The organism is Pseudomonas sp. S3_C06 (assembly GCF_054667675.1).
The window spans coordinates 2,348,873-2,364,033 of sequence record NZ_CP162747.1 but is presented as its reverse complement, the minus strand read 5'-3'; the positions used below and the strand labels follow the sequence as shown (position 1 = coordinate 2,364,033).

General features: G+C 58.8%; 14 protein-coding genes. 9 read left to right on the top strand and 5 right to left on the bottom strand.

Annotated elements, in window-relative coordinates; translation table 11 throughout:
- Nucleotides 1–102: 102 nt before the first annotated feature.
- Complete coding sequence (locus AB4N44_RS10385; RefSeq protein WP_122606625.1) at nt 103–1,452, top strand: carbohydrate porin; 1,350 nt, start codon at nt 103–105, stop codon at nt 1,450–1,452.
- Nucleotides 1,453–1,565: 113 nt separating this feature from the next.
- Nucleotides 1,566–2,420, top strand: coding sequence for a D-hexose-6-phosphate mutarotase (locus AB4N44_RS10380; protein ID WP_150730543.1), 855 nt, complete (start codon nt 1,566–1,568; stop codon nt 2,418–2,420).
- Nucleotides 2,421–2,627: 207 nt separating this feature from the next.
- Here AB4N44_RS10380 and AB4N44_RS10375 read toward each other — a convergent pair whose 3' ends face one another.
- Entirely contained in the window at nt 2,628–3,488 is an 861-nt protein-coding gene (locus tag AB4N44_RS10375) for a MurR/RpiR family transcriptional regulator (protein WP_171057240.1), read from the bottom strand.
- A 226-nt stretch (nt 3,489–3,714) separates the two neighbouring features.
- Here AB4N44_RS10375 and zwf point away from each other — a divergent pair, with 226 nt between their 5' ends.
- The 4 genes from zwf (at nt 3,715) to AB4N44_RS10355 (ending at nt 7,315) form a co-directional block, all read left to right on the top strand.
- On the top strand, nt 3,715–5,181 hold the full coding sequence (gene zwf / locus AB4N44_RS10370; RefSeq protein ID WP_160041539.1) for a glucose-6-phosphate dehydrogenase: 1,467 nt from the start codon (nt 3,715–3,717) through the stop codon (nt 5,179–5,181).
- Entirely contained in the window at nt 5,168–5,881 is a 714-nt protein-coding gene (pgl, locus tag AB4N44_RS10365) for a 6-phosphogluconolactonase (protein ID WP_127929490.1), read from the top strand. The genes zwf and pgl overlap by 14 nt, the downstream gene beginning before the upstream one ends.
- 17 nt (nt 5,882–5,898) lie before the next feature.
- Nucleotides 5,899–6,564, top strand: a complete 666-nt coding sequence (locus tag AB4N44_RS10360; protein ID WP_008082815.1) for a bifunctional 4-hydroxy-2-oxoglutarate aldolase/2-dehydro-3-deoxy-phosphogluconate aldolase — start codon at nt 5,899–5,901, stop codon at nt 6,562–6,564.
- Nucleotides 6,565–6,736: 172 nt separating this feature from the next.
- Nucleotides 6,737–7,315 carry a peptidase associated/transthyretin-like domain-containing protein gene (locus AB4N44_RS10355; protein ID WP_127929489.1) on the top strand — a complete coding sequence of 193 codons (579 nt, stop codon included), beginning with the start codon at nt 6,737–6,739 and terminating at the stop codon, nt 7,313–7,315.
- Here AB4N44_RS10355 and AB4N44_RS10350 read toward each other — a convergent pair.
- Together AB4N44_RS10350 and AB4N44_RS10345 are read right to left on the bottom strand one after the other, a co-directional pair.
- Nucleotides 7,312–8,493 (bottom strand): aminotransferase class V-fold PLP-dependent enzyme, encoded by a 1,182-nt coding sequence (locus AB4N44_RS10350; RefSeq protein ID WP_127929488.1) that lies wholly within the window; start codon nt 8,491–8,493, stop codon nt 7,312–7,314. The two genes, AB4N44_RS10355 and AB4N44_RS10350, sit on opposite strands and share 4 nt — an antisense overlap.
- 30 nt (nt 8,494–8,523) lie before the next feature.
- Nucleotides 8,524–8,760 (bottom strand): DUF3820 family protein, encoded by a 237-nt coding sequence (locus AB4N44_RS10345; protein ID WP_003227425.1) that lies wholly within the window; start codon nt 8,758–8,760, stop codon nt 8,524–8,526.
- A 205-nt stretch (nt 8,761–8,965) separates the two neighbouring features.
- Between AB4N44_RS10345 and AB4N44_RS10340 the strand changes: the two genes are divergently transcribed.
- On the top strand, nt 8,966–9,433 hold the full coding sequence (locus tag AB4N44_RS10340; RefSeq protein WP_016983691.1) for a ferritin-like domain-containing protein: 468 nt from the start codon (nt 8,966–8,968) through the stop codon (nt 9,431–9,433).
- Nucleotides 9,434–9,694: 261 nt separating this feature from the next.
- Here AB4N44_RS10340 and AB4N44_RS10335 read toward each other — a convergent pair whose 3' ends face one another.
- Nucleotides 9,695–10,165: a MaoC family dehydratase gene (locus AB4N44_RS10335; RefSeq protein ID WP_460109009.1), complete on the bottom strand. Its 471-nt coding sequence runs from the start codon at nt 10,163–10,165 to the stop codon at nt 9,695–9,697.
- A 42-nt stretch (nt 10,166–10,207) separates the two neighbouring features.
- Nucleotides 10,208–11,152, bottom strand: coding sequence for an alpha/beta hydrolase (locus tag AB4N44_RS10330; protein ID WP_460158211.1), 945 nt, complete (start codon nt 11,150–11,152; stop codon nt 10,208–10,210).
- A gap of 200 nt (nt 11,153–11,352) precedes the next feature.
- Here AB4N44_RS10330 and fadD2 point away from each other — a divergent pair, with 200 nt between their 5' ends.
- Together fadD2 and fadD1 are read left to right on the top strand one after the other, a co-directional pair.
- On the top strand, nt 11,353–13,041 hold the full coding sequence (gene fadD2, locus AB4N44_RS10325) for a long-chain-fatty-acid--CoA ligase FadD2 (protein WP_460109010.1): 1,689 nt from the start codon (nt 11,353–11,355) through the stop codon (nt 13,039–13,041).
- A 346-nt stretch (nt 13,042–13,387) separates the two neighbouring features.
- Nucleotides 13,388–15,085 (top strand): long-chain-fatty-acid--CoA ligase FadD1, encoded by a 1,698-nt coding sequence (gene fadD1 / locus AB4N44_RS10320; RefSeq protein WP_460109012.1) that lies wholly within the window; start codon nt 13,388–13,390, stop codon nt 15,083–15,085.
- Nucleotides 15,086–15,161: the final 76 nt, after the last annotated feature.

Below are 15,161 nucleotides of genomic sequence, written 5' to 3'. Positions count from 1 at the left end.
TCCCACAAAGGAGCACGCGGTGGATTGCCTGTAATCCATCGCAATTTATGTAAACCGCGTTAGATAAAAACAGTTAATAACAATAAAGACGAGGATGTAGGGATGAAAAAGAAACACGTCAATGCCCGGTTGATCTGCCAAGTGTCAGCTGCGGCGGCATTGGTGCTGGCCGGTAACGCCATGGCGGCGGATGCCTTCAGCTCCGACTCGAAATGGATGACCGGCGACTGGGGTGGCGAGCGGACCAAGCTGATCGAGCAGGGTATCGACATCAAGGCTGACTACGTTGGGGAAATGGGCGCCAATCTGCACGGCGGCTACAACGATGACAAGACCGGACGTTACAGCGACCAGTTCGGTCTGGGCGTGGCACTCGATCTGCAAAAGCTCTGGGGCTGGGATAACACCCAGGCGAAGATCCAGCTGACCAACCGTAACGGCTACAACATCTCCAACGACCGCGTTGGCGATCCGCGTGCCGGCACTTTGAGCTCCTCGCAAGAAGTTTACGGTCGTGGCCACATGGTGCGTCTGACCCAGTTGTGGATTCAGCACCAGTTCTTCGACAACAAGCTCGACGTCAAGGCCGGTTACTTCGGTGAAGGCGAAGACTTCAACACCTTCCCGTGCGACTTCCAGAACCTCGCGTTCTGCGGCTCCCAAGTGGGTAACTGGGCGACCAACATCTGGTACAACTGGCCCGTCAGCCAGGCCGCGATCCGTGTGAAGTACAACATCAACGACGAGCTCTACGCGCAAATCGGTGCGTACAACCAGAACCCGTCGCAGCTGGAACACGGCAACGGCTTCAAGCTCAGCGGCAGCGGCACCAAAGGTACTGTGTTGCCGGTCGAGCTGGTCTGGTCGCCGAAGGTCAACAGCCTGCCGGGCGAATACCGCGTCGGTTACTACAAGAGCACGGCCGATGCCGATGACGTACGTGAAGACGTCAACGGTTTCGACGCGGCTACCACTGGCGACGCCTACAAGTCTCACAACAGCAAAAGCGGTTACTGGTTCGTCGCGCAACAGCAACTCACCAGCCATAACGGTGATGCGACTCGCGGTCTGAACATCGCCGCCAACGCCACGTTCCACGACAAGGACACCAACTTCATCGACAACTACCAGTCGGTGATGTTTGTCTACAAAGGCCCGTTTGACGCGCGTCCGAAGGATGACGTCGGTATCGGCGCGGCGCGTATCCACGTCAACGACGACGTGAAGAAAAACGCCGAGCTGCTGAACGTTTCCAACGGTGTGTCGGACTACGACAATCCGGTGTTCTCGCCGATTCGTGAAACCGAATACAACTACGAGATCAACTACGGCTTCCACGTCACCAACTGGCTGACCGTACGTCCTAACCTGCAGTACATCACTCACCCGGGTGGTGTGGATGAAGTCGATAACGCATTGGTCGCTGGCCTGAAAATTCAGTCTACGTTCTAACGCGTCTGCGATAAGCTCCTCTCTATGTGCGCATATTTGCGGACAGCCAAGGCTGTCCGCTTTTTTTTGGGGGCAGGCGCAGCCCGTCACAGATGAATTCGGAACCGTGGCCAATGCATGAGCATCCGCTACAACGCTTCTTCAAATCCCTGCGTGAACAACCGGTGTTCGCCTGGGAGCGCTATCAGATGCGCGACGTGTTGGTGATCGATCATCCGCTGTGTCAGGCGGTGTTCAGTCGTCAGGGTGCGCAGTTGCTGCACTTTCAGCCGCGCGGGCAAAAGCCGTGGTTGTGGTGTGCGGCGAAGTGGCCGCATGTCGGTGCCATTCGCGGTGGTGTGCCGGTGTGCTGGCCGTGGTATGGCCGTCATCCGAGCGAAAACGCCTGGCCATCGCATGGTTGGGCGCGCTTGCTCGACTGGAAGTTGCTCGACAGCAGCAGCGCCGAAGATGGCGTGCGCCTGCACTGGCAATTGCAGCTGTGCGACTGGCAGGTTGACCTGCACGCACATCTGGGTGAACGCATGGAATTACGCCTGAGCACCGAGCATCAGGACGACATGCCGTGCCAGTTGAGCCAGGCTTTGCACGCTTACTGGCGTATTGGCGATGTCGGCGAGATAGCGCTGTCTGGGCTCGAAGGGGCGCAGGGTTATGACCAGTTGAGTCGCCAGTCTTGCCAGCAGGAAGGCGAGTTGCGGGTGGATGGCGGGTGTCAGCGGGTGTTCCAGCATGACGGCGAATTGCAGCTGAAAGATCACGCCTGGCAGCGTGAGTTGTGTATTGATACCGGTGACAGTGCCGACACAGTGGTCTGGCATCCGGGCGCGCGGCCGTTGTTGGGCGTGACGTGGGATGAGATTTCCGAGTTTGTCTGTGTGGAAGCGGCGGCGGGCGGGACGGACAGTCTGCATCTGGCGCCGGGGGAGAAGGCGCATTTGAGTTTGCAGGCGTGGGCGGCGGCTTGAGTGTGTCAGTCACATCGTAGCTCCTCACCCTAGCCCTCTCCCGGAGGGAGAGGGGACCGAATGGGGGATGCTGAAGAATTACGCCGACGTGAAAGTGCAGTTCTGAATCCATAATCGACTGGATATTTCAGGTCGATGTACCGCGCAAGACACCTCGGTCGGCCCCCTCTCCCTCCGGGAGAGGGCTGGGGTGAGGGCTTTTGATCTTTAGTTGAATTCATCTCCAACCGGATACCGGCTCGCATTCAAGCTCTCTTTGATCTTGCGCAAATGCGGCTGGAAATCCACGCCACGACGCAGCGTCATCCCCGTCGCCAACACATCCAGCACGGTCAACTGAATGATCCGCGAAGTCATCGGCATATAAATGTCGGTGTCTTCCGGCAGCGGAATGTTCAGGCTCAAGGTACTGGCCTTGGCCAGCGGCGAATTCTCCGCTGTCAAACCCAACACCGAAGCGCCGTTCTCGCGAGCAATACGCGCCACTTCCACCAGCTCACGGGTACGGCCGGTGTAGGAAATGATCACGAACAACTCGCCGGTGTGCGCCACCGAGGCAATCATCCGCTGCATCAGCACATCGGCGTGCGCGGTAACGGCGAGGTTGAAGCGGAAGAACTTGTGCTGCGCATCGAGCGCCACCGGTGCCGAAGCGCCAAGCCCGAAGAAGTGGATCTGCCGCGCCTGAATCAACAGGTCGACGGCGCGGCTGATCAGGTTCGGATCGAGCGCCTGGCAAGCGCTGTCCAGCGACGCGATCGCACTGCCGAAAATCTTCTGCGTGTAGGCCTCGGGATTGTCGTCGGCCTCGACCGCGCGGCTGACATACGCCGCGCCACTGGCCAGGCTCTGCGCCAGTTGCAGCTTGAGCTCGGGGTAGCCGCTGACACCGAACGAACGGCAGAAACGGTTCACCGTCGGTTCGCTCACCGAGGCTGCCTGGGCGAGGGCGGCGATGCTGAAGCGGGTGGCCTGCTGCGGGTTGAGCAGGATCACCTCGGCGACTTTGCGTTCGGCCTTGTTCAGGTCTTCAAGGCGACTCTGGATCTGTTCCAGTAAATTTCGCACGCGGTCCATATGGAATTCCTAATTCACCTGCGCAAAGGTGCGCCGGGCTATGCAAATTGGGCCTTTGATATGGCCCGTAACGGTGGCCTATCCTACTGATGGCTCCGACCGACCACCACACGGAATCTGTATTTTGCGAAAATGTTGTGGTTATTACTACATTTTCCCTTGAGTGATGCCTTGAAAAAAGGTATTTGTAGCTTAACTTGATAAAAGAACAAACATCATGCCTTCGATTACGGTTGAACCGTGCACCTTTGCCTTGTTCGGCGCGCTTGGCGATCTGGCCCTGCGCAAGCTGTTTCCTGCCCTTTATCACCTCGATGGCGCCGACCTGCTGCATGAGGACACGCGGATCATCGCGCTGGCCCGTGAAGAAGGTTCCCAGCAGCAGCACATGGCGTTCATCGCCGCCGAACTGCGCCGCTACGTCGGCAAAGAGCTGGACGAGGCCGTCGCCGAGCGTTTTCTCGCACGCCTGACCTACCTGCACGTCGACTTCCTCAAGGCTGAAGACTATGTGGCGCTGGCCGAACTGGCCGGCAGCACGCAGCGCATGATTGCCTACTTCGCCACGCCGGCAGCAGTGTACGGCGCGATCTGCGAGAACCTGGCGAAAGTCGGTCTGGCAGAAAACACCCGTGTGGTACTGGAAAAACCGATCGGCTCCGACCTCGAATCGTCGCGCAAGGTGAACGACGCGGTAGCGCAGTTCTTCCCGGAGAACCGCACCTACCGCATCGACCATTACCTGGGCAAAGAAACCGTTCAGAACCTGATCGCCCTGCGTTTCGCCAACAGCCTGTTCGAAACCCAGTGGAACCAGAATTACATCTCCCACGTGGAAATCACCGTGGCCGAAAAGGTCGGCATCGAAGGCCGTTGGGGTTACTTCGACAAGGCCGGCCAACTGCGCGACATGATCCAGAATCACCTGTTGCAGCTGCTCTGCCTGATCGCCATGGACCCGCCGGCTGATCTGTCCGCCGACAGCATCCGCGACGAAAAGGTAAAAGTACTCAAGGCGCTGGCGCCGATCAGCCCGGAAGGCCTGACCACCCAAGTGGTGCGCGGCCAGTACATCGCCGGTCACAGCGAAGGCAAATCCGTACCGGGTTACCTCGAAGAACCGAATTCCAATACCCAGAGCGACACCGAAACCTTCGTCGCCCTGCGTGCCGACATCCGCAACTGGCGCTGGGCCGGCGTGCCGTTCTACCTGCGTACCGGCAAGCGCATGCCGCAGAAGCTGTCGCAGATCGTCATCCACTTCAAGGAACCGTCGCACTACATCTTCGCCCCGGAGCAGCGCTTGCAGATCAGCAACAAACTGATCATCCGCCTGCAACCGGACGAAGGCATTTCCTTGCGCGTGATGACCAAAGAGCAGGGCCTGGACAAAGGCATGCAACTGCGCAGCGGCCCGCTGCAACTGAATTTCTCCGACACCTGGCGTAGCGCGCGGATCCCCGATGCCTACGAGCGGTTGTTGCTGGAAGTGATGAACGGCAATCAGAACCTGTTTGTCCGTAAAGATGAAATTGAAGCCGCGTGGAAGTGGTGTGACCAGCTGATCGCCGGGTGGAAAAAATCCGGTGACGCGCCCAAGCCGTATGCGGCCGGGTCGTGGGGGCCGATGAGCTCCATTGCATTGATCACGCGGGACGGGAGGTCGTGGTATGGCGATATCTGATGTGCAACTGCCTGCGGGCGTGAACGCTCACGAATTCAAGAGCCCGGTGCTGTTGGCCGAAGGTCTGGCGCTGAACGTCGCGAAGCAATTGAGCGAGGCCATTGCGGCGCGCGGCAACGCGGTGCTGGTGGTGTCGGGCGGTCGTAGCCCGGTGGCGTTTTTCCAGCACCTGGCGAAGCAGGATCTGGACTGGTCGAAGGTCGTCGTGACCCTCGCCGACGAGCGCTGGGTACCGGTTGAACACGCTGACAGCAATGCCGGTTTGCTCAAGCAATACTTGCTCAAAGGCCCGGCGGCCAAGGCGCAGTTCCTCAGCCTGTATAGCGCGGCGGCCAACGTAGAGCAGGCTGCTGAACAGGCTGACCGCTTGCTCGCCGAATTGCCGCCGATTGACGTGCTGGTGCTGGGCATGGGCGATGACGGCCACACCGCGTCGCTGTTCCCCGACAGCCCGAACCTTGCCGAAGCTCTGCAAGCTGATGGCACACGCCGTTGCTGGCCGATGCTGGCGCCAAGCGTGCCGCGTCAGCGTCTGACCATGAGCCGTGCGCTGCTGGCCTCGGCCCGTCACAAGATTCTGTCGATTTCCGGTCAGTCGAAACTGACCACCCTGAATGCCGCACTGGCATCCGATGACGTCGCCGCCATGCCGGTGCGCGCGTTTCTGCAACCTACGTTAGAGATTTACTGGTGCCCATGAGCCAAGGAACAGCCGCTATGACAACCCCATCCCCGACCGTTTCCATGGCGGACAAAGTTGCCCTGATCGACAGCCTCTGCGCCAAGGCGCGAATCCTGCCGGTGATCACCATCGCTCGCGAACAGGACGTGCTGCCGCTGGCCGACGCTCTGGCCGCCGGTGGTCTGACCGCGCTGGAAGTGACCCTGCGTTCGCAGTTCGGCCTCAAGGCCATTCAGATCCTGCGCGACCAGCGTCCGGAGCTGATGACCGGTGCCGGCACCGTGCTCGATCGCAACATGCTCGCGGCTGCCGAAGCTGCCGGTTCGCAGTTCATCGTCACCCCGGGCATCACCCGTGATTTGCTGGAAGCCAGCGTCGACAGCCCGATTCCGCTGTTGCCGGGCATCAGCAACGCTTCCGGCATCATGGAAGGCTACGGTCTGGGTTATCGCCGCTTCAAGCTGTTCCCGGCTGAAGTCAGCGGTGGCGTGGCGGCAATCAAGGCCCTTGGCGGCCCGTTCGGCGAAGTGAAATTCTGCCCGACTGGCGGCGTCGGCCCGGCCAACATCAAGAGCTACATGGCGCTGAAAAACGTCATGTGCGTGGGCGGTAGCTGGATGCTTGATCCGGAGTGGATCAAGAACGGCGACTGGGCGCGCATTCAGGAATGCACCGCCGAGGCGTTGGCGCTGCTGGACTGATTGTTACCAGACACTTCGTTGTGTGTTCTACGGCTTTACGGTGCGCTTGGTCGGTGCACCGTTTTTTTTTGCCTCGAAGAAAGTGTCAGGACATCACGCGATACATAGTTACCGCACAACTGCGTTTGCGTGGCGCTAATCTGCGTTCATCTTACGGAAGAGAGAACGCCTCATGGACGACCATCAATCTGTAGCCTTCAAACACCCACCTTTGCATCAACGGCAACCGCCAATCGTTGGCAGCATCGATTGGCGCGAAACCGAAGAAAAGGTGCGCAACATCAGCCGCGGCGTCGAAGGCCTGCCACTGGTATTGCGTCTGGCCCTGGTCGACGCCATGACCGGTGAACCAGTGGTTGACGCCCAGGTTCGGATCGAACAGAACATTGGCGCCGACAGCCTCTGCGGCACCCAGTCGACCGACAGCCAAGGCATCGTGCGGTTTACCAGTATTTACCCGGATCAGCAGTCTGCCGGTGCGTCATGCATCGCCATGACCGTGTGCATCGCCAGTGATGATCAACGTCCGCAGTCACATCAGGAGGCCTGGGCAGGACGGCTGCATCTTCCCAATGCCTGTAACTGTGAAGCCGCAGGGGATGATGCCTCGCGGCTGGTGTTGCGACCGATTGGCGGGGAAGGTCTGGAGGACGGCTACTTCGGTAGCCTGACGATCGGCGTCGACACCTTTGCGGTGTCATCGCAGATCGGCGTGGCGGGCTACGACAAATACCTGATCACAGTGTTTTAGCGCAGTTCGTTCAGCGCGCGCACCAGCAACTGCATGTCGGCAGCGGTGGTGGTCAGCCCCGGAGTGATACGGATGCTCGGCCCGCTGGCGGCACCGTTGCGCACCACGGTGAACAGGTTGTAGTCGTTGAGCAGACGCTCAGCCATCGCCTGTTGATCGTCGTGCCGGGTGAAGCGCAGCGATGTGATGCCGCAATACAGCCGTGGATCGTCTGGCGTCATCACCTCGATACCCGGCAAGTGTCGCACCGAGCTGACCCACAGATTGCGCAGATAATTGACGCGAGCGCCTTTGGCCGCTGCGCCGCCGAGGGAGCGATGCTCTTCGAACACCAGCGGCAAGGTCATCAGCGCCGGAATGTTGGGCGTGCTGTAGGAGGTGCGCGCACGGATGTCATTTACCGGGTAATGCATTTCCCCCATGTCCGGATCGATGTCGGCCAAGCGTTGCGGCGAGATATACAGGAAGCCGAGGGTGAGCGGTGCGCCGATCCACTTGTGCAGGTTGTAGCCGGCGAAGGCAATGCCCAGCGCTTCAAGATTGAAGTCGATCTGACCGAGCGCGTGGGCGCCGTCGAGGATGACATCGACCCCGTGTTCCTTGGCGAGCGCAGCGATGGCCTGCACGGGCATGACCAGGCCGGTGCGGTGAGTGACGTGAGTCAGGGCCATCAGCTTGATCTTCGGTTGGCCGATGAACGTTTCGCGGTAAGTCTCCAGCAGACTGTCGTAACTTGCCGGGTGCGTATGGGCAATCTCGATCACCTCAGCACCGCGATGTCTGGCCAGCCAGCGCATGGCGCCTTTGACCGTGTCGTATTCCAGATCACTGATCAGCACCTGATCGCCCGGTTGCAGGCGGTTGTAGTTGCGGATCAGCGATTGCAGGCCTTCGGTGGCGTTACGGGTGAAGGCTACGCTCTGCGCGCGCACGCCGATCAGCTCGGCCAGTTGCGCACGGATATCGAGGTTATCGTGCTGCTCGAAACGCTGGCGCACGTATACCGAATTGCTGGTGTTGATCAGCTCGATATTGCGCTGGTACTCCTCGATCACCGTGCGCGACATGCGCCCGAAGTAACCGTTTTCCAGGTTCACGGGGCCGGGTTGAACGTCGTAACGGTCGGCGAACGTTTGCCAAAAGGCTTCGTCACGGGCGCGGCGGGTGTTATCGGGCATGGTCGGCTGACTCTGAGAGAGGAGGGCGCTTCAGTGGCGCGGGGCAGGTTTGCCGTGTTTGGCGCGCAGTGGTTCGAGCAGGTCCGAGAGGCCGTTATGGTCGATCTCCTGCATCAGCGCGAGCAAGCCACCGAGTTCGCCGTGCGGAAAACCTTCGCGGGCAAACCAGTTCAGGTACGGCCCCGGCAGGTCGGCAATGATCCGGCCCTTGTACTTGCCGAAGGGCATTTCGCGGGTTATCAGCAGTTCGAGTTTTTCGGGATTCATCAGTGAGATCGTCTGGCTTCAAATCAGCTTGGAAAATACAGGCATTCTGCATGCAGGCCAAATGACAGATCATGCAAATAACCGTGATACAGATAGTTCACTTATATTTAACTTGTTGATAAATAACGATTTTTTATCAATAAAAAAGCTGGCACGCACACTGCAATATCCCTTGCATCTTCAACCAATCGCAAGGAATTGAAAAATGACCGATATGAATAAAGAAGCCATCTCTGTACTCAATGACCTGATTGAAACCAGCAAGGACGGTCAGGAAGGGTTCAAGACTTGCGCTGAAGACATCAAGCATCCAGAACTGAAAACCCTGTTCGTCACTCGTTCTGCCGATTGCGCCACTGCTGCAGCTGAGCTGCAAGCTGAAGTTCGCAAGCTGGGCGGCGATCCGGAAACTTCCACCAGCGTCAGCGGTGACCTGCACCGTCGCTGGGTCGACGTCAAAGCCATGTTCACCGGCAAGGACGAAGAGGCTGTGCTGAACGAAGCCGAGCGCGGTGAAGACCACGCATTGAAGGCTTACAAAGAAGCCCTCGAGAAAATCAGCAAGCACAACCTGGTGGGTATTCGTGATCTGGTTGAACGCCAGTATCACGGCGTACAACGTAACCACGATCAGGTGAAAGCCCTGCGTAACCAGGCTCGCGCTCGCTCTTAAGCGTTCGCCGGGTACAAAAAACGCCAGCGAGTCTGGCGTTTTTTTATGTCTGGGGAAAGCCAAAGCAAGAGCCCCTCACCCTAGCCCTCTCCCGGAGGGAGAGGGGACTGACCGAGGTGTTTTTTCGAGCTACATCGACCTGAAATATCCAGTCGAACTCAAAACCTGAAAACAGCGGAGATCGGCTCCCTTCCCCCTCGCCCCCTTGGGGGAGAGGGCTGGGGTGAGGGGGAAAGCTCTCACTGACACACCACAAATCAATCAGCCAATGCTGATCGCCGGCAAAGTCGGCAACGTCACCGTCTGCTGCTTACGCGGCGCCAGAATCTCCGCCTCGCCATCCACCACCAACTCATCACGCTGGTTGAACACACGAGTGGCAATGCGCACACGAAACTTCGGCAGTTTCTCGAGAATTTCCAGACGCACGGTCAGCGTGTCACCGATCTTCACCGGTTTCTGAAAACTCATCTGCTGGCCAATATAAATAGTGCCCGGCCCAGGCAGTTCACAGGCCACCGCTGCACTGATCAAAGCACCGCTGAACATGCCGTGAGCGATACGCTCCTTGAACATGCTCGCGGCGGCAAACTCGGCGTCCAGGTGCACCGGGTTGTGGTCGCCCGACATCGCGGCAAACAGTTGGATGTCGCGCTCTTCGACGATCTTGCTGTAGCTGGCAGTCTGGCCGACTTCGAGGGCTTCGTAAGGGATGTTGGTAACCTGGGTCATCGGTCTCGATTCCTGTAACGGATTCAATGAATCCACAAAAAATTACTCGCTGCGATGAGGGCGCGGATGGCTCAAGGCCTGATCGATCCAGGCCAGCACATCAGCGATCACTTCATCGCGGTTGGTTTCGTTGAACAATTCGTGCCGCGCCTGCGGGTAGATCTGCAGTTGCAGGTTCTGGCTGCCGGCCGTGCGCAAGGCATTGGCCAGATCTGTCAGACGCTTGCCTTCACTCACCGGATCACATTCGCCGCCGATTACCAGCAGCGGCAAGCCCGGATCGATCTGCGCGAGATTGGACGCTTTGCTGATCTGCTGCAAGCCGCCGAGCAGGTCGATCCACAGTTGATTGGTGCAGCGAAAGCCACACAGTGGATCGTTGGCGTACAGGTCAACCTCGGCCGGGTCGCGACTCAGCCAGTCGAACGCTGTGCGCGCCGGTTTGAATTTGTTGTTGAACGAGCCGAACGACAGCCATTCGATCAGCGGGCTACGGCCCTTGCCACCCTGACGCAGTTTTTCCAGGCGGGCGATCTGCCGCGCGGCGCCGTACAGCGCAACGGGCTGAAAGTTTGAACCACTGAGAATCGCCCCGTTCAGGCTGGCGCTGTGGTGCAGCAGATAACCTTGGGCGAGGTAGCTGCCCATGCTGTGCCCCAGCAGGATGATCGGTACACCGGGGTGTTGCTGGCCGATGTGTTGATTGAGGCTGGCCAGATCGCCGAGCACTTTGCACCAGCCATCGTCATCGGCGAAGTGGCCAAGGGTGCCGTAATTGGCGGTTTTGCCATGTCCGCGCAAATCCGGGGCATACACGCCATATCCTTTGTCGCAAAACGTTTCGGCCAGTCGCGCATAGCGGCCGCTGTGTTCGGCCATGCCATGGGCCAGCAGGATCACCGCTTTCAACGGCGCTGCCGGCAGCCATTGATTAACGAAGAGGCGGCTGCGGTCACTCGCATCCAGCCATAGGGTGTCGTGGATCATGGCGGTTCCTTTGCTCAGAGTCGGAACATTGTATAGCGCGTCTGATCAGCCCACGCCACGGCAGGAAGATTCACACGATCAATGACGGCTTTGTCCATATTTGCCTCAATGGCCATAACTGCTAGTGTCCGTGAAGCTCCGCTTTTTCAGAAATGACAGAAAGCGGCCCCGGATCGGCTCAGGTAAAGAGGACAAGAACAATGCAACCTGATTTCTGGAACGACAAACGCCCGGCCGGCGTACCGCTGGACATCGACATGGGTGAGTTCAAGTCGGTGATCGAGGTATTCGAGCGTTCCTGCAAGAAGTTCGCCGACCGCCCGGCATTCAGCAACATGGGCATCACCCTGACTTATGCCGAACTCGAACGCCAGAGCGCTGCGTTCGCCGGTTACCTGCAAGCGCATACCGATCTGGTGCCGGGTGATCGCATCGCGGTGCAGATGCCCAATGTCCTGCACTATCCGATAGCCGTGTTCGGTGCCTTGCGCGCCGGGTTGATCGTGGTCAACACCAACCCGTTGTACACCGCGCGGGAGATGCGCCACCAGTTCAAGGATTCCGGCGCGCGGGCGCTGGTGTACCTGAACATGTTCGGCCAGAAAGTCCAGGAAGTGCTGCCCGACACCGACATTCAATACCTGATCGAAGCGAAGATGGGCGACCTGATGCCCGCCGCCAAGGGCTGGCTGGTGAATACCGTGGTCAGCAAAGTGAAGAAAATGGTCCCGGCGTATTCGCTGCCGCAGGCGATCTCCTTCAAAAGCGCACTGCGCATGGGCCGAGGTCTGGGCATCAAGCCGCTGAAAGCCAGCCTCGACGACATCGCCGTGCTGCAATACACCGGTGGCACCACCGGCCTGGCCAAAGGTGCGATGCTCACTCACGGCAATCTGGTGGCGAACATGCAACAAGTGCGCGCCTGTCTCGCCCAACTCGGCCCTGACGGCCAGCCGCTGCTGCGCGAAGGCCAGGAAGTGATGATCGCGCCGTTGCCGCTGTACCACATCTATGCCTTCACCGCGAACTGCATGTGCATGATGGTTTCCGGCAACCACAACGTGCTGATCACCAACCCGCGCGACATTACCGGCTTCATCAAGGAGCTCAAAAACTGGCGCTTCTCGGCGCTGCTGGGCTTGAACACGTTGTTCGTGGCGCTGATGGATCACGCGGATTTCAAGACCCTCGATTTCTCCAGCCTGAAGCTCACCAACTCTGGCGGCACCGCGCTGGTCAAGGCCACCGCCGAGCGTTGGGAGCAGATGACCGGGTGCCGCATCACTGAAGGTTACGGTCTCACCGAAACCTCGCCGGTGGCCTGCACCAACCCGTACGGCGACCAATCGCGGCTGGGCACGGTCGGCTTGCCGGTGCCGGGCACGTTGCTGAAAATCATCAACGATGACGGTGTCGAACAGCCGATGGGCGAGCGTGGCGAGTTGTGCATCAAGGGCCCGCAGATCATGAAGGGCTACTGGCACAAACCGGAAGCCACGGCCGAAGTGCTGGATGCCGAGGGCTGGTTCAAGTCCGGCGATATTGCGGTGATCGATCCGGACGGTTTCGTGCGCATCGTCGATCGCAAGAAGGACATGATCATCGTCTCCGGTTTCAACGTTTATCCGAATGAAATCGAAGACGTGGTGATGGCCCATCCGAAAGTCGCCAACTGCGCGGTGATCGGCGTGCCGGACGAGCGTTCGGGCGAGGCGGTGAAGCTGTTCGTGGTGGCGCGGGAAACCGGGGTCAGCCTTGAAGAGCTCAAGGCCTACTGCAAAGAGAATTTCACCGCGTATAAGGTGCCGAAACACATCGTATTGCGTGAGTCATTGCCGATGACGCCTGTCGGGAAAATTCTGCGGCGTGAGTTGCGCGATATCGCGTAAAAGTCAAAAACACAAAGATCGCAGCCTTCGGCAGCTCCTACTTGGAATGCATTTCCTGCAGGAGTTGCCGAAGGCTGCGATCTTTTGCTTTAGGTCCCCAAAAACCGGGGCTTCAAAGGTGTTCTAGGATTTTTGCTCTAAAATGACTGCTAGGTAGTCTTGAGTCATCATAGTGACTGCAGGGGCCGCTTTTGGCTCTAGTCGACCCTTGGCAAAGCTGCTACTCTCGGCGCGCTTTGTGACTTCTCGGCCTATATAAAAGCCAGATTCACCAATACCAAACACACACCAATAATAATCGCATCAAATGCGGTGAAGAATTCGCGTTGCTGAGGAGTGGGCTTCCATGATCGAAGACTTTTGGAAGGATAAATACCCGGCTGGAATTGCTGCCGACATCAATCCGGACGAGTATCCGAACATTCAGGCAGTGTTGAAGCAATCCTGCCAACGCTTCGCCAACAAACCGGCTTTCAGCAACCTGGGCAAGACAATCACCTACGGTGAATTGTACGAATTGTCCGGTGCGTTTGCCGCGTATCTGCAACAGCATACCGATTTGCAGCCCGGTGATCGAATCGCCGTGCAACTGCCCAACGTTCTGCAGTACCCGGTGGCCGTCTTCGGTGCGATTCGCGCCGGGCTGATCGTGGTCAACACCAACCCGCTGTACACCGCGCGGGAAATGGAACACCAATTCAATGACTCCGGTGCCAAAGCCCTGGTTTGCCTGGCGAACATGGCGCATCTGGCCGAAGCCGTAGTGCCGAAAACCAGCGTCAAACACGTTATCGTCACCGAAGTCGCCGACCTGCTGCCGCCGATCAAGCGCCTGCTGATCAACAGCGTCATCAAGTACGTGAAGAAAATGGTCCCGGCCTATCACCTGCCCAAAGCCGTCAAGTTCAACGACGTGCTGAGCAAGGGCCAGGGCCAGCCGGTGGCCGAAGCCAATCCGCACAGCGGCGACGTGGCGGTGCTGCAATACACCGGCGGGACCACGGGCGTGGCCAAGGGCGCGATGCTGACCCATCGCAACCTCGTCGCCAACATGCTGCAGTGCAAAGCGCTGATGGGTTCCAACCTCAACGAAGGTTGCGAGATCCTGATCACGCCGCTGCCGCTGTACCACATCTATGCGTTCACCTTTCATTGCATGGCGATGATGCTGATCGGCAACCACAACATCCTGATCAGCAACCCGCGCGACCTGCCGGCGATGGTCAAGGAACTGTCGAAGTGGAAGTTCAGCGGTTTTGTTGGTCTCAACACGCTGTTCGTGGCGCTGTGCAACAACGAAGGTTTCCGCAAGCTGGATTTCTCGGCGCTGAAAGTCACCTTGTCCGGCGGCATGGCCCTGCAACTGGCCGCTGCCGAGCGCTGGAAAGCGGTCACCGGTTGCGCCATCTGCGAAGGTTACGGCATGACCGAAACCAGCCCGGTGGCCACGGTCAACCCGATCCAGCACATCCAGATCGGCACCATCGGTATTCCGGTGCCATCGACGCTGTGCAAAGTCATCGACGATGCCGGTGTCGAGCAGCCGCTGGGTGAAATCGGCGAACTGTGCGTCAAGGGCCCGCAAGTGATGAAGGGCTACTGGCAGCGTCAGGAAGCCACCGATGAAATGCTCGACAGCGAAGGCTGGCTGAAGACCGGTGATATCGCGCTGATCCAGCCGGACGGCTACATGCGCATTGTCGATCGCAAGAAAGACATGATTCTGGTCTCCGGTTTCAACGTTTATCCGAACGAACTGGAAGATGTGCTGGCGACCCTGCCGGGCGTGTTGCAGTGCGCGGCCATTGGTGTGCCCGACGAGAAGTCGGGTGAGGCGATCAAGATTTTCATCGTTGCCAAACCGGGTGTGACCCTGACCAAAGAGCAGGTGATGGACCATATGCGCGCCAACGTCACGGGCTACAAGGTGCCGCGTTCGGTGGAGTTTCGCGATGCGCTGCCGACCACCAACGTCGGCAAGATTCTGCGTCGTGAGCTGCGCGATGAAGAACTGAAGAAGATCAAGGCCAAGTCCGCCGCTTAAAAACACGAAGCCCCGCAGATGCGGGGCTTTTTGTTGGTGTATGCGGGGGAGTTTGCAGTGTCCGGTAAATCCTACC

Excerpts from the sequence above, each read along its gene's own strand:
- AB4N44_RS10385 (WP_122606625.1), top strand. The coding sequence starts at position 103 with ATGAAAAAGAAACACGTCAATGCCCGGTTGATCTGCCAAGTGTCAGCT.
- AB4N44_RS10380 (WP_150730543.1), top strand. The coding sequence starts at position 1,566 with ATGCATGAGCATCCGCTACAACGCTTCTTCAAATCCCTGCGTGAACAA.
- zwf (WP_160041539.1), top strand. The coding sequence starts at position 3,715 with ATGCCTTCGATTACGGTTGAACCGTGCACCTTTGCCTTGTTCGGCGCG.
- pgl (WP_127929490.1), top strand. The coding sequence starts at position 5,168 with ATGGCGATATCTGATGTGCAACTGCCTGCGGGCGTGAACGCTCACGAA.
- AB4N44_RS10360 (WP_008082815.1), top strand. The coding sequence starts at position 5,899 with ATGACAACCCCATCCCCGACCGTTTCCATGGCGGACAAAGTTGCCCTG.
- AB4N44_RS10355 (WP_127929489.1), top strand. The coding sequence starts at position 6,737 with ATGGACGACCATCAATCTGTAGCCTTCAAACACCCACCTTTGCATCAA.
- AB4N44_RS10350 (WP_127929488.1), bottom strand. The coding sequence starts at position 8,493 with ATGCCCGATAACACCCGCCGCGCCCGTGACGAAGCCTTTTGGCAAACG.
- AB4N44_RS10345 (WP_003227425.1), bottom strand. The coding sequence starts at position 8,760 with ATGAATCCCGAAAAACTCGAACTGCTGATAACCCGCGAAATGCCCTTC.
- AB4N44_RS10340 (WP_016983691.1), top strand. The coding sequence starts at position 8,966 with ATGACCGATATGAATAAAGAAGCCATCTCTGTACTCAATGACCTGATT.
- AB4N44_RS10335 (WP_460109009.1), bottom strand. The coding sequence starts at position 10,165 with ATGACCCAGGTTACCAACATCCCTTACGAAGCCCTCGAAGTCGGCCAG.
- AB4N44_RS10330 (WP_460158211.1), bottom strand. The coding sequence starts at position 11,152 with ATGATCCACGACACCCTATGGCTGGATGCGAGTGACCGCAGCCGCCTC.
- fadD2 (WP_460109010.1), top strand. The coding sequence starts at position 11,353 with ATGCAACCTGATTTCTGGAACGACAAACGCCCGGCCGGCGTACCGCTG.
- fadD1 (WP_460109012.1), top strand. The coding sequence starts at position 13,388 with ATGATCGAAGACTTTTGGAAGGATAAATACCCGGCTGGAATTGCTGCC.